Consider the following 18,746-nt stretch of genomic DNA (forward strand, 5'->3'; position numbering starts at 1 on the left):
CATCACTTTCTTTGAATTGCGATGCCATTTTCCATTTCAATCGCTGTATCGGCATGGTGTGTGAGCCATTGGTGGATATTCCCGAGCCACTGCTGATACCCGGGGGCAACGAGCGGCTCATCCAATACTTCATTGGAGACGATGATGAAACACGCAGCTTTTCTTTGGATTGCACCGATGGCTGCCTGCAATTCCTGCCATCTTTGATCCATGCATCCCGGCTGGTCCGCGCATAATTGCTCTTGCCCGAAATTTCCGTATAATTCATTTGCGAGCCAAGTCGTCACACAATCCCATAGCACCACATCATTCGCTTGGATGAGCGGAAGCACAGCAGAAAACTGGTGGGACTGTTCAAGTGTCCACCAACCATCACTCGCCCGGTCTTCCCGGTGACGCGCGATGCGTTCGGCCATTTCCGGATCACGGGCGACACCACTTGCGATATACAATTTACGTTCGCCCAGCGCTTTTCTCGCCAATGATTCAGCATAAGCGCTTTTTCCGCTTCGGACGCCTCCTGAAATAAAAATCAATTTGCCATCCACTCGCGCATCTCCTTTCGCAGCTTCTCCATGGCCGCTGCACTTTTCATCCCAATGCGAAACCATTTTCCGTCCATTCCTTTAAAGGAATACGTATGGCGCAAGACAATTCCCTTTGCGAGCATCGCGCTGAAAAATTGGTCGGAATCGGATGGATCCGGCAGTTGGAAACATAGGAAATTCGCTGCGGACGGAATGAATACACAACCTGTTTCCGTTAAAAAATCTTCCATTTTTTCGCGCTCATTACTAGCCCCTTCGATAACTTGTGTGCGGTAAATGGCTTCGGAAAAGCAGCGGGCTCCGGCTGCAGCGGCTAGACTGTTGACGTTCCAATGAGCCGCACCTTCAGTCAGCTGCAGGATAACCGCCGGGTCGGCGATCACATAACCAAGACGCAACCCGGCAAGCGCATACATTTTGGTCATCGAACGGACGACAATGACGTGCGGATAGTTTTTCATCCATGCTACAAAAGAGGCCTGTTCACCGACAAAGTCGATAAACGCTTCATCGACGACCAATTCGCAAACCCCTCTGCACAACTCTGCAATGTCCGCCAGTTCATCAATTCCTATTAATCGGCCCGTCGGATTATGGGGATTGCACACATAAAAGGCAGCACAACCCTCTATTTTACTCTTCACTTGTTCTCTATTTAATTTCCATTCATTTTCCCGTAAATCAATTTCCATTATTTGGGCACCCTCAGCTGACAAGGTGCTGCGGTATTCCGAAAATCCTGGTTCCACCAACAGTACGCGCTTGTTCCGGTAGCGTCTGGCAAGCCATGTAAAGATTTCCGCTGCGCCGTTTCCTGCCGCGAGTTGTGCTTTGTCGACACCGTGATATTGGGCCGCTGCCGATCGGAACGGTTCTGCTTCCGGATCCGGATATGCTGTCAGCAAGCCCAAAAACTCCGGCCATTGCTGTTTTACAAAAACAGGGGGCCCGAAAGGATGGATATTTTCACTAAAATCGATGATATCAGCCGGCCTATTTTGTCCCGCTTGTTTATACAAACGATGCGGGTTAGCTCCATGTTCAGGCAAGTTCAAACAAAATTCCCCCTATCGCAATGAAAACAAAAAAACAGGCAGCGGCAATATGCATTTGCTGAACTGCACGCATAATATGCTGCGCCCCCAGTTCAACGTGTGGTTCGCCCATTTTTGCGCGAATCGACCGGACGCCGCTGTATGAGTTGATGCCCCCAAGTTGTACACCGAGTTGTACCGCTGTAGCCGCTTCAAGCCAGCCACTGTTCGGGCTTGGGTGCTTTGGTGCGTCACGAAGCCAGATCGACAAACGTTTTTTCAAGGCCATGCCACTGTCATTCTTAGTGAACACCACAATAAAAAATCCGGTGATGCGGCTTGGGACATAATTTAAGAGGTCGTCGGATTTTGCAGAGGCAAATCCGAATGCCTGAAATTCTGCGTTCTGATAGCCGACCATGGAATCGCAAGTATTCACTGCCTTGTACAGCCATAATCCGGGAGCACCGAACAGCAACGCCCAAAACATCGGTGCGGTAACGCCGTCGCTCGTGTTTTCCGATACGGTTTCGACGACGCCTCGCGTAATCTCACTTTCGCCAAGTCCTTGCGTGTCTCTTCCGACAATCCAGGAGAGTTTTTCACGTGCATTCGTGAAATCTTTTCGGACAAGCGGTTCATATACATCTTCAGCGGCTTGCTGCAGGCTTTTTTGCGACAAACCGACAGCAATCAATATCGCCTCCACCACGATGCCGATTACTGGACTGACGGCATATGCACTCCACACAAGCATTGCAGTCAGCGAGACGACCATACCTAAAACGATTGCCAGCATGATAAAGCCATTGCGAAACGCATGCCTTGGCGTGTTCAAGCGCGACTTCAGCCAGTTGATCAATGAACCGATCCAGCGAACCGGATGCGGCCAAGTGGGAGGATCACCGATCAAGCGGTCGAGCAGCATTCCGAGTCCGATCGCCAAAACATGATAGATCATGCTTTTTTAGCCTCACGATAAAGTTGGATCGCTTCTACCGTGCATTGGAAAACACCAGCCCCGATCAGTTTGCCGACTTCTGTGATCGGCCCAGCATACGGTAGCGCCTCGCCTTGCTGTGTCGCGGCGACCAAACAGCTATCCGTCGACGTTCCCGTAGCAATGGTGCCGGTCAACGGATCGACGACTTCTTCGTGCTGCAAGGCTTTCGTTTTCGCTTCTGTTGCTGTGATCATCGCTTGGATGAACGCTTCGTCCGACAAAATGCCATTGACCATGATCCATGTATTGATCGTGCCGACACGCTGTTCACGCGCCACAGCTTGCGACACATCGACGCCGTTGCCGACGCCCGCCGTGACCGATACGACAATGGTGCCGAAGTCAGCCTCGTATTCACGGACAATCGCATGTTCCGTGCGGACAGCGGTCATCATCGCCACGGTATCGGTTGCCTTTAAGCCGCTGTCTTCAATATAGTCGACCATCTCTTCATAGCTATTGTCGATGTTATAAGCGGCATCGACACGACGGTTAAGAAAGTTGCGGAACCAGCCGGATCCTGCGTTGACGACTGCCGACGATACGGTTTTCAGCGGCTGCTCGCTTTGATAGACGACAAATTCCGGGGTCACGAGAAAATCGCTCGCACGTATCGTTTTTCCGATCGATTGCCGGCGCACACCGGGCAATAAGGTGATTTGCGGCTTCGGCAATTCAGGATGGGGATGGTTGCTGACACGCGTTTTGTAAACAGACTCAACATCATGAGTCCGGACGACTTCATGCGGTTCACCGATGCGGACGATGCGCCCCCCATCCATCAGCAGCAGTTCGTCGCAATACATGGCAGCCAAATTAATGTCATGAAAAATGGAGATGACTGTCAATTCTTTTTCAATCGCTTGTTTTTTGATGGTGTCCAATAATTCTTTTTGGTGATTGATGTCGAGGTGGTTGGTCGGTTCATCGAGCAACAGAATCGAAGCATTTTGCGCCAAGGCTTGTGCCACAAAAACACGCTGCTGCTCACCTCCGGACATTTGCTCGATCAAGCTCGTCTCGTATTGGCTGACGTTCATGAGTTCCATCGCTTCTTGAACCGCTGCTTCATCTTCTTCAGACCAGGAAGAAAACCAGCCGCTTTGATGCGGATAGCGGCCGAGTGAAATGGTCTCCCGTACCGTGTGGGAAAAAGCATGGGCGTGAAGCTGCGGCAGCACCGCCATTTTCCGTGCCAATTCTTTTGCCGGAAAATCGGCGAGTGCTCTGCCGTCAATACGCACTTCCCCATCTGTCGGCGGCAAGACGCCGCTGATCAGTTTCATCAACGTCGACTTGCCGCTGCCGTTTGGTCCCAGTATGCCGAGCATGCGGCCTTTTTCAACTTGAAAAGACAAGGAATCGACGATTTTCTTATCGCCGTAGCCGCCTGAAATATTTTCAATCTGCAACATTTACAGCCCTCCTCTGCGCTGGCGGAAAAAGATAAATGCGAATACCGGCGCGCCGATAAACGCGGTGATGACACCAATTGGCAATTCAGTCGGTGAAATGATCATGCGTGCCACCAAGTCACATACAATCAATAGCGCCGCACCGTTAATGAACGACAACGGCAATAAATGGCGATGGTCAGAACCCCATAGGAGGCGTGTCATATGCGGCACGACCAATCCGACAAACCCGATTGTCCCGGATACGGCAACAGCCGAACCGGTAAGCACCGATCCACCGATTAAAATCGCCATCTTGCTCCGCTTGACGTCGACGCCAAGATGCTGCGCACGCTCTTCGCCGAACAGCATGGCGTTCAACTCTCTGCGGTACAGCCATAATACGAAAGAGCCCCCCAGGATAAACGGCAGCGCCATTTGAACATATGGCCAGCCGCGCATCGATACGCTACCGAGCAGCCAGCCAATAATCTGGCGCAGCTCTTCGCCAGTCAAAGCAATCATCAAGGACATAATCGACCCTAGAAACGAACTGAAAATGATTCCTGTCAAAATGACAGTCTCCATTTTCATCGAGCGATCGACAAGGCGTGCAAATCCCATAACCGCAAGCATCGTAATCAACGCGCCGATCATGCTGATGACCGGCAAGGTAAACATGCCGAGAAACGGGATTGAAATACCGAAAAAGAGCGTCATCACGGCGCCCACTGCGGCACCGGAAGACACTCCCAAAGTGTAAGGGTCAGCGAGCGGATTTTTCAACAAGCCTTGAAAAGCTGCTCCCGCAATCGCCAGTGCCGCACCGACCAATCCCGCCAAGACTACGCGCGGCATGCGGATATTCCATAAAATATTCGCTGCCGCCGTATCTGATGATGGATCCCAAATTACTCTAGGTGATATCGGTACCGTTCCGACCGTTACGCCGAGCACCACAGCTCCGCCAAGCAAAAACAGCGAGACCAGGTACGCGAGTGCTGTCTTACTCACCGAAAGTCTCCGGGTAAATCACTTGTGCCAATGTCATCAAGCCTTCCGTCAAGCGCGGTCCTGGACGCGTCGCCGTATCGCCATCCAACTCATAAACTGCATCTTCCTGGACAGCTGTCACTTCCGCATAGCCGCTGCGTGTTTTGATTTGCTCGATAGCATTTTCGACATACGCGCCTTCAGTTGTGATGATGACATCAGGATTTGCCGAGACGACAGCTTCCGGGTCCATGCTGATCCAGCCTTGCTCGTCTCCAGCTACATTCTCCGCTTGGATCATCGTCAACATTTCATGAATGAACGTGCCTTCGCCGGCTGTGTAAAGTTCCGGCTCACTGCCAATTTCCACAAAGACAGACTTTGTTTCTTCGACGGCCGCTGCCATTTCCTGAATTTCAGCTACTTGCATTTCCATTTCTTCCACCAAAGCATCCGCCTCTTCTACTGCACCTGATGCCTGGCCGATCACCGTAATCGTTTCGTATACTTCTTCAAATGTTTCAGCGTTGTCCACGACAAAAACGTTCAGGCCGGCATCACGCAATTGCTGAAGCCCTTCTGTACCCATGCCGAGTCCGGATTCATGAGCCAAGACGACATCCGGCTGCAGGCTGATGATTTGCTCTACATTGAATTCCTGTCCACCGATTTTTTCAATATCTGCCACTTCTTCTGGATAATTATCGAAATCCGATACTCCGACCAGTTTTTCGCCGAGTCCCAGTTCATAAGCGATTTCTGTATTGGAAGGAATCATCGAAACAAAGGATTCCGGCTGTTCTTCAATGACGACTTCATCGCCCAATGCATCGACTAAAGTCACTGGAAATTCCGCTTCTGCGACTTCCGAAGGCGGCTCTGCCGGTGTTTCTACATCTTGCTCTTCTACTGGAGTCGCCGTGTCGCCGCATCCAGTCAATACTAGTGCCGCCATTCCAGCAGCTGTGCCGAATTTCCATATGTTGTTCATGTTTTTTCCTCCTAGTATATTCATGCTTTCCCTACCAAGCGCTCGCTCGGGTTTCGTGGGATGTGGGTCAGCTAAGCGTTGCGACAGGACGTCGCGCATTTAGCTTAGCCTCCACCTGGCCGCTTGCACATTTCTTGGTTTCTAGTTCCAGCGGCCTGTCTCTCGAGTCGTAAGCCGACTGCCCTGTGCGGCATAAAGCGCCGCTTCGGCCATTCGTCTTACGCCTGTCGAGCCAGAACGGCCGCTTACGCTTTTCGATACAAAAAGTCCCCCGCAGTGATACTGCGGGGGACGGATAGGACGGTTTCGCAAAAAAGGCGCGTCCGGCTTGTCCTCGCAAGCTTGCGGTTCGTTTCTCATGAAGGCAGGTCTCCTGGCTCGTGATCATAGCTCGCTGCGCCTTCCCGGGAATTTCCCAGTGGCCAATTGCAGTTCGCTCTCACATACAGTGGCGGGACCGCGCCGGAATTGCACCGGCTTCCCTTTTAACTCATGTTCTTAGACATAAGCACCTTCATGATTGCTATTCAGTTGCTGTATTGACTTCATTATACACCGAAAGTCTTGCTTGTCTTCTACATTTTTTCCGGAGCTTGGACCCCAACCGTTTTCAATGCATTGGCGAGCGTCGTCTTGACCGCTTCGATAAGCGCCAGGCGGGCACGCGTTAAGTCTTCGTTCGATGCATCCAATACTTTGTTGGCATTATAGAAGCTGTGGAAGTTGGACGCCAGTTCATGTATATAAGTCGTGACGCGGTGAGGCGCACGAAGTTTGGCTGCGTCTGCGATTACTTGCGGGAAATCGCCGATTTTCTTCAATACTTCGATTTCCTTCTCATCTGTCAGAAGTTCCAAATGCTCGGTCGAAGCGGTGAAGTTCTGTTCCGCGGCTTGGCGCAAGATCGAACAGATGCGCGCGTGTGCGTACTGGGAATAATAAACTGGGTTTTCGTTGGACTGGGATACGGCCAAATCCAAATCAAAGTCCATATGCGAATCGCCAGAACGCATCGCGAAGAAATAACGGACCGCATCCAAGCCGACTAAATCGACCAATTCACGCATCGTTACCGCTTTGCCGGTACGTTTGCTCATCTTCATTTTTTCGCCGTCTTTGTACAATTGCACCATTTGGATGATGCTTACTTCAAGCGTGTCACGGTCATAGCCGAGCGCTTCGATCGCCGCTTTCATGCGCGGGATGTAGCCGTGGTGATCGGCGCCCCAAATATTGATAAGCTTATCGAAACCGCGTTGGATTTTATCGTCGTGATAAGCAATATCTGGCGTCAAATACGTATAGGTGCCATCGTTTTTGATGAGTACACGGTCTTTGTCGTCGCCGAAAGTTGTCGAACGGAACCAAGTTGCACCGTCTTCTTCGTAAATGTGGCCGTTGTCGCGCAGTTTTTTCAAAGCTGCATCGATTTTGCCATTTTCGTAAAGGGACGTTTCCGAATACCATACGTCGAAATGGACGCGGAAATCCGCCAAGTCTTTCTGCAATTTCGCCAATTCCACTTTCAAGCCGTGTTCACGGAATGCTTTATAGCGTTCTTCTTCCGTCATATAGAGGAATTTATCGCCGTGATCTTTGACAAGGTCTGCCGCGATATCGATTATGTCCTGGCCGCGATAGCCGTCTTCAGGCATGCTTTCGCCTTTTCCGAGTGCTTCGAAATAGCGTCCTTCAATCGACAGCGCCAAATTATTGATTTGGTTGCCTGCATCATTGATGTAATATTCACGGGATACCTTATAACCTGCTAAATCCAAAATGTTGCACATCGAGTCGCCAACAGAAGAACCGCGGGCGTGCCCTAAGTGAAGATCGCCAGTCGGGTTTGCGGAGACGAACTCAACCTGGATGCGCTCACCTTTGCCGGCGTTCGAACGGCCGTATTCCGGTCCTTGTCCGAGTACAGTTCTAGCGACATCGTTCAAATAATCTTTTTTGATGACGATATTGATAAAGCCAGGACCTGCAATGTCGACTTTTTCGATGTTTGCAGATTGTGTGTCGAGGTTTTCAACAATAGCTTCTGCAATGGCGCGAGGCGGCTTTTTCGCAAGGCGCGTTAATTGCATGGCGACATTTGTCGCATAGTCGCCGTTTGCTTTGTCTTTCGGTGATTCCAATTGGACATTGACTGGTTCCTCCGTCAATCCTGCTTTATGGACCGCATCGGCGATCGCTTGTTTAATCGAATGCTGCACTTGTTCTACTGCGTTCATTTGGTTCCCTCCATAAACTGTATTTCCATTTCGTATTCGCCCACATAATCATTTCCAAGCGCCAAATCATAACGCACACGGAAGCGGCTTTCCGTGACGACCAATTCATGCGCTTTTGTCGTTAACATGAAGGAGCCTTCCCCGTTCCGCAGATTGCCGGTTTGTTCTTTGTCGAGCAAGAACGGTAAGCGCATCTGCAAGCCGCCGCTCCTCATGACGACGGCATCTTGTTCACCGAGTTTGACCGTAGTCCGGATATCGAGCTCATCTTGTCGCTCCTCGTATTGCAAATAGCGCCGGCCGCCTTTCTCTGTCAAAACGCCCTCTGCACGAAGCTCCATCACTTGCTCATCCGAACCCGGCTGGCGGATGGTCGTTGTCAATTTGATTTTCACCGATTTTTTCATTTCTGCATCCGCCTTTCCGTTTGTTCATAACCTTCTCATTATAGCCCGACTGCTGGCGCTTTTTCAATCTTATGTCGGTGAATGTATATGGTTTTCTCATGCGGCGGCTTCCAATGGCACAAAGCCATCGATTTCTTGCAGTCAATGAAAAAAGCTGCCGTAAAACGCCATCAAGCGCTTCGGGCAGCTCTTCACATTATTTTATCCAGCCAAGGATCATTTCGCGGATGAGTTTGCTTGCTGTGTTGGCGGTTTGATCGGAATGATCGTAAACGGGCGCGAGTTCGACGAGGTCGAAGCCAACGACGTTGACGCCGGATGCTGCAATGGCATGGATCGATGCGAGCAATTCGCGCGACGTGATGCCGCCTGCGTCGACTGTGCCTGTGCCTGGCGCATGCGCCGGGTCAAGCACGTCCATATCGATGGTGATATAAACCGGGCGTCCTTCGAGTGTCGGCAGCACTTGTTTCAACGGTTCGAGCACTTCGAATTTATACAAATGCATGCCTTGTTCTTTCGCCCATTCGAATTCTTCTTTCATGCCCGAACGGATGCCGAACGAATAAACATTCTTCGGGCCGATATGGTCGGCGATTTTACGGATCGGCGTGGAATGGGAATATTCTTCGCCTTCGTAGTTTTCGCGAAGATCGGTATGTGCATCAAAATGAATAATCGCGAGGTCATCGTATTTACTCGCGACCGCCTTCATGACCGGTAATGACACCAAATGCTCGCCGCCCATGCCCATCGGAATTTTTCCGTCGGCCAAAAGCGTATGCACATATGTCTCGATTTCCATCAGGGATTTTTCCGGATTGCCGAACGGCAACGGGATATCGCCTGCATCGAAGAACTTGACGTCTTCGAGTTCACGGTCTAAATACGGGCTGTATTCTTCCAGCCCGATCGATACTTCGCGGATTTTGTTCGGGCCGAAACGCGATCCCGGTCGATAGCTGACAGTCCAATCCATCGGCATGCCGTATAGAACCGCTTTGGATTCTTCGTAATTCGGATGGCTTTTGATGAATACTTTTCCTGAATAAGTTTCGTCAAAACGCATCTTATTCACCCGTCAAATCTTTCACGAATTTCGGCAAAACGAATGCCGCATTGTGCAATTCCGGCGTGTAATATTTTGTTTCGATATCATGGAAACGTTCAGCCGGAACTTCCAGCGGGTTGTACTTTTTCGAACCGATCGTGAACGACCACAAACCGCTCGGGTAAGTCGGGATGTTCGCAAGGTAGAGCTTCGTGATCGGGAAGATCTCTTTGACGTCGCTTTGGACTTGCTTGATCAGATCCGGCGTGAACCAAGGGTTATCGGATTGTGCCACAAAAATGCCGTCTTCTTTTAACGCTTTTGCAATCCCTGCGTAAAAGCCTTTCGAGAACAAGTTCACTGCCGGCCCTACCGGTTCAGTGGAATCGACCATGATGACATCGTATTCGTTTTCAGACTCCGCAATGTGCATAAAGCCGTCTCCGACAATCACTTCGACGCGAGCATCTTCTAAGCCGGATGCAATCGATGGCAAGAATTTCTTCGAATACTCGATGACTTTTCCGTCAATGTCGACAAGCGTCGCTTTTTGGACAGAAGGGTGCTTCAGGATTTCACGGATGACACCGCCGTCGCCGCCGCCGACAACGAGCACATTCTCTGGGTTCGGGTGCGTGAACAATGGTACGTGTGCGACCATTTCGTGGTAGACGAACTCATCTTTTTCAGAAGTCATAACCATGCCGTCTAAAAAGAGCATATTGCCCCATTCCGCAGTTTCAGCCATTTCTAAATATTGGAAATCCGTTTGTTCTGTATGAAGCGTTTTATTGATTTTCATTGTAATTCCGAAGTTTTCAGTTTGTTTTTCGGTATACCAGAATCCAGCCATGTATAATCAAACTCCTTTAATAATTGATATTGAAATCACTTTACAAAGTATAAGTGTTTTCACCAAAAGTGCAATACTCTTTTCCGCCACTGTTCTTTACCCGATTTCTAGGAGGCTATGCATAAGATTCCGCTCCTCCGGTTTGTTTATGTGCATACAAAAAGGCTTTCTGCAAAGGGAATCGATTCCCTGCACAGAAAACCTTTTTGCCTGATGGGCGCGGAGGAAGTAACATGAGGCATTGGGCTTGGGTTTGTCGCAATGGCTCACAGCACTTGCCCGCTATCAGGTGTCCTAGCTTTCTACATGACAAGCTGTACTATTAGTTTACTTTCTTTTCGGGTCAACTTCAACTGCCGAAAGGACTGATTTTCATCTTTCACATTTCGTTCAAGAAATAAATTTTATTTTAACAAGTCGTTATGCAATTGATCCGCGCTGCGCTGCCACATTTCAGGATTGTGTGTTTTTAAATAATCGGCGAGCACTTTTTTCGATGGCGCATCCATATGGTCGACGATGATTTTGCGTTTCATCGACTTGTCCATCAAGTTGACATGGTCTGCCAATATCTTATAGCCGCGGCGCTTTTCACGGTTGACGACCATTTCACACCCTGTGACACCAGCATAATAAGGGCCGGCCGGGTTGAAATCGATGGTGATCCAGACGAGCCAGTAATTTTTTCCGCCTTCTGAGTCTTCACGGTTGGTCGTGAATTTGATGCCTTTTTCTACCTGGCTTCTCGCATGCATCGCTCCGATATCGAGCACTGCGTCTTGTGCTTCGACGTCGATGATGAGCGGCGAAACGTTTTCAAGTGACAAGGAACCGATGCCGTAGCCTTTGTGGCCATCCGTCGGGTCGTCTTTTATAATGGTGAATCCCAATTTCTTTTTAGACTTTTCTTCATTTGACATTTGTACATTTCCTCCATTCTGATATGATTATCCTAACATCCAATGAAAAGGAGCTGTATCCATTATGCCATATGTAACTGTCAAAATGCTCGAAGGCCGCACAGAAGAACAAAAACGCGCACTAGTTGAAAAGGTCACAGCCGCTGTATCCGAAACAATCGACGCACCGCCGGAAAAAGTGTTCGTCTTTCTTGAAGACTTGAAGAAAAGCGAATACGCTGTCAACGGCAAACTGCTCAACGACGAGTAAACAAAAACTCCCCTCGGGGAGTTTTTTATTTTGTTTGGAAGTATATGTGTTTACTGCAAGCTTTCGATAGGAAATGTGAAGCGTTTGAGACTGCGCTTCAGGTGGATGCTTGCCTAGGGGCGGGAATCGAGCCTCCTCGTCGCGCAGAAACCGTGCGCTCCTGCGGGGTCTCTCAAACCCGCTGATCCCTTAGGCGTCACCACCTTCCGCTCTGTCTCTAGGTTTACAGTGGCAAATAACTTTGTTCACGACAATAATATTAATAAGAAAAAGAAAGCCAAGGAAATATATGCCTCCATCTATTTATTACAAAGTAGCACTCTCATAAATTTCACATATCACTTCCAAGGAAGAGATTCCCTCGCTAGCCGGAAACTCATCCAAAAGTATAGCGATGTAAACAGTCCACACCGAAAGAATTCTCTTAGCCGCCCAGCGCCATGGGTGAGCCGATGCCTTGAGACGGCGGGTTTCCGTCTCTCGGCAAGAGGCCATCCTAAGCAGGGCGGCGAATTCCACGGCGATACCCCACCAAACGCAGAAACAGCTCCGCACGCTCATTCTAACTCACTCCAACACCTGTCTAAAGAAGCGATTCATTAGCGCATGCTACTTCACATTAAGATTGAAGTTAAGATAAGTCATTTTCACGCATGCTTTAAATGTTCAAGTTCACCAAGGAAAAGGAAAGCTTCTTCGATTTCGGCTTCGGTGAAATTCAGCTTGCCTTTCACGCTGTGAAGCTTAGCAATTTGTGCTTCGCGATCCAAATGATCGAAATAAAGCAGTGTAGCGGTGAGTTCCAGGAAGCGGCCGCTTTTAGCATTGAGCAAAGCCGCAGCTTGCGGATGCTTTAAAAAGGAAGCCCCGATGGCATTGCGGAACTCGATACCTTCACTCGTCACCGTGTATTTGTATTGCACATAAGACCCTTTATCTTCAAGCGCTTCGGATAAAAATCCCATGTCGCACAACTCTTCGATGCGTGCCGTCAGTTCTTCCGAATAAGGTCCGTATATATGGAACGCGTATTTCTCCGCAAACGGCACGTTCAGCTTTTTCATGATATAAATCATTTTCTGCAGTTTCTTGCGTCCGGTCACCCCTTCGGCCGTCGCGATAAAATCAACGATTCTTGCATGTTCTTGAAGCAACTAAACCCCTCCTTCTCTGAGCATGTCCAGGATCTGCTGTTTGATGGCTTTTTTCTGGCCATCGATGAGCAGCTCCGCTGGAAAATACAACTTATAATCGGTGCGGCGCTTGCCCGAAATGGCATCGACCACTTGTGACAGCCGCGACAATTCCTTGACATCGCCGTTTGGCATCAATAATTGGATCGGCAAACGTTCTTCCTCTTCGCCTGGACGGTAGAAATCATAAGGCAAATCGGACGTCGAATCGTCGATCAAATAATACTCCGGATCAATGCCCGCTTTTTTAAACAAGCTGGCCAGTTCACCAAGCTTTTTATAGTCTTTCCCTGGATCAAAATCGACATACTGGAACAAACGGCGATTGACGAAGCGGTCGCATAAATCCGCAAGAATCGGATCGCGCTCGTCCATCCACAATTGGAAATACGTCATCAAGACCCCTTCATCGAGCGCTAAATAATCGGCGAGCGTGAAGCTGCGGTCGAAAAAGGCGAGGAAATGAGTCGGCGGTTGCTTGAATTTATATCCACTCTCACTCAGCTCTTTGGCGCGCTGCAGAATTTTGCGCAAAATGACTTCCGCACTTCTGGCGACAGGATGGAAATACACCTGCCAATACATTTGATAACGGCTCATGATGTAATCTTCCACCGCGTGCATGCCGCTTGATTTAATGACGACTTGATCGGCGAGCGGACGCATGACGCGCAATATGCGCTCCATATCGAAATGGCCATAAGAAACGCCTGTATAATAAGCGTCCCGCTGTAAATAATCCATGCGGTCCGCATCGATCTGGCTGGAGATGAGCGAGATCACTTGCTTGTTGGCATAAGTTTTGGCGATCACTTCGGCGACGTGTGCCGGGAACTCAGGAGACACTTTTTTCAAGATTTCATTGACTTCCGTATCGCCGGTCAAAATCGCCCGAGTGAATTCTTCGTGGTCGACATTGAATACTTTTTCGAACGAATGGGAAAACGGCCCGTGCCCAAGATCGTGGAGAAGCGCTGCGCATAACACCGTCAAGCGCTCGCTTTCATCCCATTCCGGACGCCCGTGGAACACATCGTCCGAGATGCGCCGGACGATCTCATAGACCCCGAGTGAATGGCTGAATCGGCTATGCTCCGCTCCGTGAAACACAAGGTAAGACGTGCCGAGTTGCTTGATGCGGCGCAAGCGCTGGAATTCTTTCGCATTGATGAGATCCCAAATCACCTGGTCGCGCACATGGATATACCGGTGAACAGGATCTTTGAACACTTTCTCTTCAACTAACTTTTGTGTCGCGTAGCTCACGGGTATTCCTCCTCAAATCGGTAGTGGTAATTCTACACTAATCGAACAGCTATTCAATGGGCCGTTCGAGCATTTTTTCATTGCGGTCGAGCACGCGTTTCAAATAAAACGAATACAATTCGATTTCCTCTTCCTGAAGCGGCATCGGAGCAGGCGAGCCAAGCAGTTCGTGCAAATCGAGCACCACTTCTGGAACTGTGATGTCGCGTCCGAGCAACTCGCTAAGCGATGCCATTACTTCGGGCTGGATGTCGGGATAGCTGAATTTCGTTTCCTCGCCGCCTTTTCCGGCTTCGTAAAACTCACGGATGATTTCTGCGCGCTCTGATCCGCTTCCTTCGACGCATAAATACACTTGCACCGCAATGCCGCGGCGGATGCGGCGCTGGGAAATGCCGGCGAACTTTTTGCCGCCGATGCTCAAATCATAAGAACCTGGGCAATACGAGCCGACAATTTCATAGGCGTCGATCTTGGCTTCCGGGAACAGGGCTTCGACGAGTTCGAGCATTATCTCGTAGCCTTGCGGGATATCGATAGCCCCTTGTGTTTCCGACAACACTACCGAGATGTTCAGCACGCCGGAATCGAGCACGACAGCGAGTCCGCCGGAATTGCGGACGATGGCCTGGTAGTCATGGTCTTTCAATACGTCCATTGCTTTACCGATATGCGGCAAGCGGTGGTCTTGGATCCCGAGGACAATCGTGTCATCGTGGACCCACGTTCTGACGGTCGGCGCACTTTTTTGCGAACCGACCAGTTCACACAATGTATCGTCCGCTGCAAACGACTCGAGTGCTGAGCGATTGCGTGCGCTCGATGATTGGTCCCAAAAACGCCATTGTTTATCTTCCATAAATATAGACATGCAGTCATTCTCCTCTTTTGCTCATTGCTCTCTTTAGTTTACCTGTTTCCAAGCACAGTGAAAAGCCGTTGCGGTCTTGTCTAATTGGTGACAGGCCGCATTCGGATAGGAACTTAATCGCCGCTTATGATAAACTGATGGGGAGAGATTTATATAAAAGGAGTGTTCTACTGATGAATGAAGCAGCAATCACATTAGACGGCTGGTACGTGCTCCACGATTTCCGTTCGATGGACTGGGTCGCATGGAAAATGTTGGACGTTGAAGAGCGTAAGTTCGCAATCGACGAATTCAATGCATTCATGGACAAAGTCAATCAAGCCGATGAAAATAAAACCGGAGCTCATGCTTTGTATTCCATTATCGGGCAAAAAGCCGACCTCATGCTTATGCTTTTGCGCGAAACGATGGACGAGTTGCGCGAGCTCGAAACTGAATACAATAAATTGACCTTGATCGCTTACACGGTTCCAACCTATTCGTACGTCTCTGTCGTCGAATTGTCGAACTACCTGTCAGGCGAAAGCAACGAAGATCCTTACCAAAACCCACATGTCCGTTCGCGCTTGTACCCGGAGCTTCAGCGTTCCCAGTACATCTGTTTCTACCCGATGGACAAACGCCGCGAAGGCGACGACAACTGGTACATGCTGCCGATGCAGCAGCGCAAAGACTTGATGCTGTCTCACGGCAAAATCGGCCGCAGCTATGCCGGCAAAGTGAAACAGATCATTTCCGGTTCTGTCGGCTTCGACGACTACGAATGGGGCGTTACTTTGTTTGCAGATGACGTTCTCCAGTTCAAAAAGCTTGTCTACGAAATGCGTTTTGATGAAGTATCCGCACGCTATGGCGAATTCGGTTCGTTTTATGTCGGTACTATTCTCGACAATGAAAAAACGACGAAATTCCTCGAAGTGTAAGTTCATAAGTAAAGGCCGAATTCCTTCAACAGGAATTCGGCCTTTTTCTCTTGTGTACAAAAAGCAACAGCTTAAGTCCATTGCGCTTTCGCGGTAAAAAGCTAGAAATTCAGGAAACGGTACTTCTATTCAAGCTTTCATGATTGCCGCCTGCATTGGATGCTTTCCTCGAGACCGCTGGAACCGTCAAGACGAGTCGGCCAAACGGCAGTTTCTGGATCAATAAAATAATACCGATCGTAATGCCCATCACCACCGCAAACCAGAACGGAAATAGCGACAAAGTCCACACTTCCGCAGGCAAATTGCGCTGCAGCATATTGAGGACAAACGGGTGTATCAAATAGATCCCCATCGACATCGCACCAAGCCGGGATGTGACGGAGTACAGAAACGGATTGCGCGCGATTTTCTCGGAAACCGCCATAATGAACAGCACGAGAATCGGAAGATTGATGATATTTGTTACGCGGTTCGAACCTATGTAACGTCCCCACTCGTATTCTACTGCAGCAAAGTACAAAATCAGCAGGACGCCGATGGATAATCCAATCCTCATTTTATATGCCCATGCTTTAGCCGCATCCCAATGATAGGCAAGAAAACCGCCGAATATGAAAAAGAATATCCATTTCGGCAAAAATGCACGCTGCTCCACTATTGTCGCGAGCAAGCCATCAAATTGCGCGGGGTCCATATATCGCATCGCATAAATGTGGATGACAGCGGACAAAGCGAGCAAGCCTACCCAAGCGCCTTTACTTTTGACGAATTGCAGTAATGGGACAATCAAATAAAATTGCAGCACGATGGAAATGAAATATAGATGGGAGTAAGTTTCCCCAAATGCCACTTCCAAGATAAATCGTCTCATCCCGCCATCAAAAGGGTTCGCTCCGAAAACCATCCAAAGATAAACCAAGTAAAACGCTGTCCAGAATAAAAAGGGAATGACGATTTTATTTAAGCGTGATTGGAAGAATTGCTTAAATAAAAACCCTCTTTTTTTCACCTGCATAAACAATAACAGGCCGCTGACAATCGCAAAAATGGGCGTCCCGAAACGGCTTGCTTGATTAATAAACAAGATAACGTCTTCCCAGTTTCCACGTTGCACATAATACAGCGCAGACACATGGACGAGCACTACCATCAAACAACCGATGGCTCTTAATACGTGTATATCAAAAATCTGAGCTTGCTTGTTCATTCATTTTCATCCTCATCCAATAAATTAGCCTCATCCATTGTAAGTCCGCCGTCTATCGACAGACAACAAATTCACAAAAACTTAACCAAAATGATATGTTGCATCCATTTTAAGGATAATCGGCACGCGCTTTCGGCAAATAAAAAAGTTGCCCGCAGCGCACTGCAAGCAACTTTCTTTTGCGTTCTTATAATGCTTTCATCGCAGCGACAATAATCATGATCCACCCTGCAATAAAGGCGACGCCGCCGATCGGTGTAATCGCCCCGAGAATGCTGACGCCCGTTAGGCTCAGGACATACAAGCTTCCGGAGAAAATCACGATTCCCGCGAGCATCAAATAACCAGCCCAGCTGAGCGAACCGAGTGGACCGAGCAATGCCGAGCTCATCAAAATGGCGACGGCGATCAAACCGATCGAATGGAACATTTGGTATTGCACGGCAGTTTGCCATGTTTCCAAGTATTTATCCGCTACGCGGTCTTCGAGCATATGCGCCCCAAAGGCACCGAGTGCGACGGACAGCAGTCCGTTAAGCGCTCCCGCTATCAAGAAAAACTTCATTTGTGTCGTCCTCATTCCTTTTAAAATTCAAATAGCGAATCGCCGTTTGCGTCTTCTTCTTTTAACCTTGTCGCCGAAGGAACTGTTTGCGGCCGGTTCACCGGCTCAACTTGGAGCGGCATGTCGCGCGGTTTTTTCGGCGCTTGCGTGCCCTCTTCAAGCAGCAAATCGCATAACGCGCGTATTGCGGCTAGGGATTCCCGGATTTTTTCAGGTTCACCTTCGCGCGCGCGGGCCGTGTGCTTATCGATTTCGTCTAGAATGCGTGTCGCTTCGATGCCCATGTTTGTGGCCCCCTCTCACCTATTATCACAGTCCATTTTACCACGTGCGATTGCCTTGCGTCAGTCCAGGCAGAAATCAATCGGAGCTTGCCCACGCTTTTGTAACAGCTTGTTCACTTTTGAAAACGGTGCACTGCCGAAAAACCCGCGGTGTGCACTCAACGGACTCGGATGCGTCGCTTCGATAATGTCATGGCGCGCCGTGTCGATCAGGCGTTTTTTCATTTGTGCGGGACGCCCCCATAAGATGAAGATGACCGGTTCTTCTCGCGCCGATAATTTACGGATTACTTCATCCGTAAACTCTTCCCAGCCTTTCCCCTGATGCGAATGCGCTTGGCCCTGGCGAACCGTCAATACGGTGTTAAGCATGAGCACGCCTTGGTCTGCCCATTTGGTCAATGTGCCATCGACCGGCTTTTGGCAGCCTTGGTCGTTCTCTAGTTCTTTGAAGATATTGCGCAAGCTTGGCGGATGGGCGATGCCTGGCTGGACAGAAAAACTCAAGCCGTGCGCTTGATGTGGGCCGTGATACGGATCTTGCCCAAGAATGACCGCTTTGACGGTTCCGTATGGGGTATGTTCAAACGCATTCCAAATGTCTTCCTTTGCCGGATAAACGGTTTGTTCGGCGTATTCCTGCTTGAGGAATTCACGTAGTTGCTGATAATACGGTTTGTCGAACTCGCCTCCGACGACTTGCTGCCAGTCATTGCTGAATAATTGTTTCGGCAACTCATTCACTCCCTTTTA

Annotated in this window: 20 protein-coding genes and 1 riboswitch; of the genes, 2 read left to right on the plus strand and 18 right to left on the minus strand. The window is 49.4% G+C overall.

The genetic code is table 11. The annotated features are described in order from the left end of the window. Positions 1-2: 2 nt before the first annotated feature. The 11 genes from ACFO5U_RS09610 to ACFO5U_RS09660 all read right to left on the minus strand — a co-directional run bounded on the left by ACFO5U_RS09610 (position 3) and on the right by ACFO5U_RS09660 (position 11,431). Positions 3-548: a bifunctional adenosylcobinamide kinase/adenosylcobinamide-phosphate guanylyltransferase gene (locus ACFO5U_RS09610; RefSeq protein WP_377278738.1), complete on the minus strand. Its 546-nt coding sequence runs from the start codon at positions 546-548 to the stop codon at positions 3-5. Beyond that, complete coding sequence (cobD, locus tag ACFO5U_RS09615) at positions 533-1,603, minus strand: threonine-phosphate decarboxylase CobD (RefSeq protein ID WP_377278739.1); 1,071 nt, start codon at positions 1,601-1,603, stop codon at positions 533-535. The genes ACFO5U_RS09610 and cobD overlap by 16 nt, the downstream gene beginning before the upstream one ends. Then, positions 1,590-2,543, minus strand: a complete 954-nt coding sequence (gene cbiB, locus ACFO5U_RS09620; protein WP_377278740.1) for an adenosylcobinamide-phosphate synthase CbiB — start codon at positions 2,541-2,543, stop codon at positions 1,590-1,592. Before cbiB ends, cobD begins: the two co-directional genes overlap by 14 nt. Beyond that, a complete protein-coding gene (locus tag ACFO5U_RS09625; RefSeq protein WP_377278741.1) occupies positions 2,540-4,000 on the minus strand; it encodes an adenosylcobinamide amidohydrolase in 1,461 nt (486 codons plus the stop codon). The genes cbiB and ACFO5U_RS09625 overlap by 4 nt, the downstream gene beginning before the upstream one ends. Beyond that, complete coding sequence (locus tag ACFO5U_RS09630; protein ID WP_377278742.1) at positions 4,001-4,993, minus strand: FecCD family ABC transporter permease; 993 nt, start codon at positions 4,991-4,993, stop codon at positions 4,001-4,003. Next, on the minus strand, positions 4,986-5,963 hold the full coding sequence (locus ACFO5U_RS09635) for an ABC transporter substrate-binding protein (RefSeq protein ID WP_377278743.1): 978 nt from the start codon (positions 5,961-5,963) through the stop codon (positions 4,986-4,988). The genes ACFO5U_RS09630 and ACFO5U_RS09635 overlap by 8 nt, the downstream gene beginning before the upstream one ends. A 346-nt stretch (positions 5,964-6,309) precedes the next feature. Further along, positions 6,310-6,494, minus strand: a riboswitch (cobalamin riboswitch). Positions 6,495-6,538: 44 nt separating this feature from the next. Next, complete coding sequence (argS, locus tag ACFO5U_RS09640; RefSeq protein WP_377278744.1) at positions 6,539-8,200, minus strand: arginine--tRNA ligase; 1,662 nt, start codon at positions 8,198-8,200, stop codon at positions 6,539-6,541. Beyond that, positions 8,197-8,607 (minus strand): YwiB family protein, encoded by a 411-nt coding sequence (locus tag ACFO5U_RS09645; RefSeq protein WP_377278745.1) that lies wholly within the window; start codon positions 8,605-8,607, stop codon positions 8,197-8,199. The genes argS and ACFO5U_RS09645 overlap by 4 nt, the downstream gene beginning before the upstream one ends. 196 nt (positions 8,608-8,803) lie before the next feature. Next, complete coding sequence (speB, locus tag ACFO5U_RS09650) at positions 8,804-9,676, minus strand: agmatinase (RefSeq protein WP_377278746.1); 873 nt, start codon at positions 9,674-9,676, stop codon at positions 8,804-8,806. Between the two features lies 1 nt (position 9,677). Continuing rightward, positions 9,678-10,511: a spermidine synthase gene (gene speE / locus ACFO5U_RS09655; protein ID WP_377278747.1), complete on the minus strand. Its 834-nt coding sequence runs from the start codon at positions 10,509-10,511 to the stop codon at positions 9,678-9,680. Between the two features lie 404 nt (positions 10,512-10,915). Continuing rightward, positions 10,916-11,431: a YwhD family protein gene (locus ACFO5U_RS09660; protein WP_377278748.1), complete on the minus strand. Its 516-nt coding sequence runs from the start codon at positions 11,429-11,431 to the stop codon at positions 10,916-10,918. A 64-nt stretch (positions 11,432-11,495) separates the two neighbouring features. Between ACFO5U_RS09660 and ACFO5U_RS09665 the strand changes: the two genes are divergently transcribed. Then, positions 11,496-11,681 carry a 2-hydroxymuconate tautomerase gene (locus ACFO5U_RS09665; RefSeq protein ID WP_274843321.1) on the plus strand — a complete coding sequence of 62 codons (186 nt, stop codon included), beginning with the start codon at positions 11,496-11,498 and terminating at the stop codon, positions 11,679-11,681. 647 nt (positions 11,682-12,328) lie between these two features. On the opposite strand, the gene ACFO5U_RS09670 is transcribed toward ACFO5U_RS09665, so the two are convergent. Genes ACFO5U_RS09670 through lipL form a run of 3 tightly spaced genes read right to left on the minus strand, consistent with a single transcriptional unit; the run spans position 12,329 to position 15,011 of the window. Next, a complete protein-coding gene (locus ACFO5U_RS09670; RefSeq protein ID WP_377278749.1) occupies positions 12,329-12,835 on the minus strand; it encodes a YwgA family protein in 507 nt (168 codons plus the stop codon). Beyond that, on the minus strand, positions 12,836-14,140 hold the full coding sequence (locus ACFO5U_RS09675; protein ID WP_377278750.1) for an HD domain-containing protein: 1,305 nt from the start codon (positions 14,138-14,140) through the stop codon (positions 12,836-12,838). Between the two features lie 49 nt (positions 14,141-14,189). Beyond that, on the minus strand, positions 14,190-15,011 hold the full coding sequence (lipL, locus tag ACFO5U_RS09680) for an octanoyl-[GcvH]:protein N-octanoyltransferase (protein ID WP_377278751.1): 822 nt from the start codon (positions 15,009-15,011) through the stop codon (positions 14,190-14,192). Between the two features lie 173 nt (positions 15,012-15,184). On the opposite strand from lipL, the gene hemQ reads away from it, so the two are divergent. Beyond that, positions 15,185-15,934 (plus strand): hydrogen peroxide-dependent heme synthase, encoded by a 750-nt coding sequence (hemQ, locus tag ACFO5U_RS09685; protein ID WP_377278752.1) that lies wholly within the window; start codon positions 15,185-15,187, stop codon positions 15,932-15,934. Between the two features lie 109 nt (positions 15,935-16,043). Here the strand turns inward: hemQ and ACFO5U_RS09690 are convergent, their stop codons facing one another. The 4 genes from ACFO5U_RS09690 to ACFO5U_RS09705 all read right to left on the minus strand — a co-directional run bounded on the left by ACFO5U_RS09690 (position 16,044) and on the right by ACFO5U_RS09705 (position 18,728). Further along, positions 16,044-17,144 (minus strand): acyltransferase, encoded by a 1,101-nt coding sequence (locus ACFO5U_RS09690; protein WP_377278753.1) that lies wholly within the window; start codon positions 17,142-17,144, stop codon positions 16,044-16,046. Between the two features lie 187 nt (positions 17,145-17,331). Further along, positions 17,332-17,709 carry a DUF423 domain-containing protein gene (locus tag ACFO5U_RS09695; protein WP_377278754.1) on the minus strand — a complete coding sequence of 126 codons (378 nt, stop codon included), beginning with the start codon at positions 17,707-17,709 and terminating at the stop codon, positions 17,332-17,334. A gap of 20 nt (positions 17,710-17,729) precedes the next feature. Beyond that, the gene (locus ACFO5U_RS09700) at positions 17,730-17,993 is read right to left on the minus strand and encodes a YwdI family protein (protein WP_377278755.1); all 264 of its coding nucleotides are present in this window, start codon (positions 17,991-17,993) and stop codon (positions 17,730-17,732) included. Positions 17,994-18,053: 60 nt separating this feature from the next. After that, positions 18,054-18,728, minus strand: a complete 675-nt coding sequence (locus tag ACFO5U_RS09705; RefSeq protein ID WP_377278756.1) for a uracil-DNA glycosylase — start codon at positions 18,726-18,728, stop codon at positions 18,054-18,056. Positions 18,729-18,746: the final 18 nt, after the last annotated feature.

The sequence above is a fragment of the Planococcus dechangensis genome, assembly GCF_042654465.1.
Taxonomy (GTDB): Bacteria; Bacillota; Bacilli; order Bacillales_A; family Planococcaceae; genus Planococcus; species Planococcus dechangensis.

Bases quoted from the DNA above. Each gene is read 5' to 3' on its own strand.
- ACFO5U_RS09625 (WP_377278741.1), bottom strand. From the start codon at position 4,000: ATGTTGCAGATTGAAAATATTTCAGGCGGCTACGGCGATAAGAAAATC.
- ACFO5U_RS09635 (WP_377278743.1), bottom strand. From the start codon at position 5,963: ATGAACAACATATGGAAATTCGGCACAGCTGCTGGAATGGCGGCACTA.
- ACFO5U_RS09700 (WP_377278755.1), bottom strand. From the start codon at position 17,993: ATGGGCATCGAAGCGACACGCATTCTAGACGAAATCGATAAGCACACG.
- ACFO5U_RS09695 (WP_377278754.1), bottom strand. From the start codon at position 17,709: ATGAAGTTTTTCTTGATAGCGGGAGCGCTTAACGGACTGCTGTCCGTC.
- ACFO5U_RS09660 (WP_377278748.1), bottom strand. From the start codon at position 11,431: ATGTCAAATGAAGAAAAGTCTAAAAAGAAATTGGGATTCACCATTATA.
- speB (WP_377278746.1), bottom strand. From the start codon at position 9,676: ATGCGTTTTGACGAAACTTATTCAGGAAAAGTATTCATCAAAAGCCAT.
- ACFO5U_RS09645 (WP_377278745.1), bottom strand. From the start codon at position 8,607: ATGAAAAAATCGGTGAAAATCAAATTGACAACGACCATCCGCCAGCCG.
- cbiB (WP_377278740.1), bottom strand. From the start codon at position 2,543: ATGATCTATCATGTTTTGGCGATCGGACTCGGAATGCTGCTCGACCGC.
- lipL (WP_377278751.1), bottom strand. From the start codon at position 15,011: ATGTCTATATTTATGGAAGATAAACAATGGCGTTTTTGGGACCAATCA.
- ACFO5U_RS09665 (WP_274843321.1), top strand. From the start codon at position 11,496: ATGCCATATGTAACTGTCAAAATGCTCGAAGGCCGCACAGAAGAACAA.
- speE (WP_377278747.1), bottom strand. From the start codon at position 10,511: ATGGCTGGATTCTGGTATACCGAAAAACAAACTGAAAACTTCGGAATT.
- argS (WP_377278744.1), bottom strand. From the start codon at position 8,200: ATGAACGCAGTAGAACAAGTGCAGCATTCGATTAAACAAGCGATCGCC.
- ACFO5U_RS09690 (WP_377278753.1), bottom strand. From the start codon at position 17,144: ATGAACAAGCAAGCTCAGATTTTTGATATACACGTATTAAGAGCCATC.
- hemQ (WP_377278752.1), top strand. From the start codon at position 15,185: ATGAATGAAGCAGCAATCACATTAGACGGCTGGTACGTGCTCCACGAT.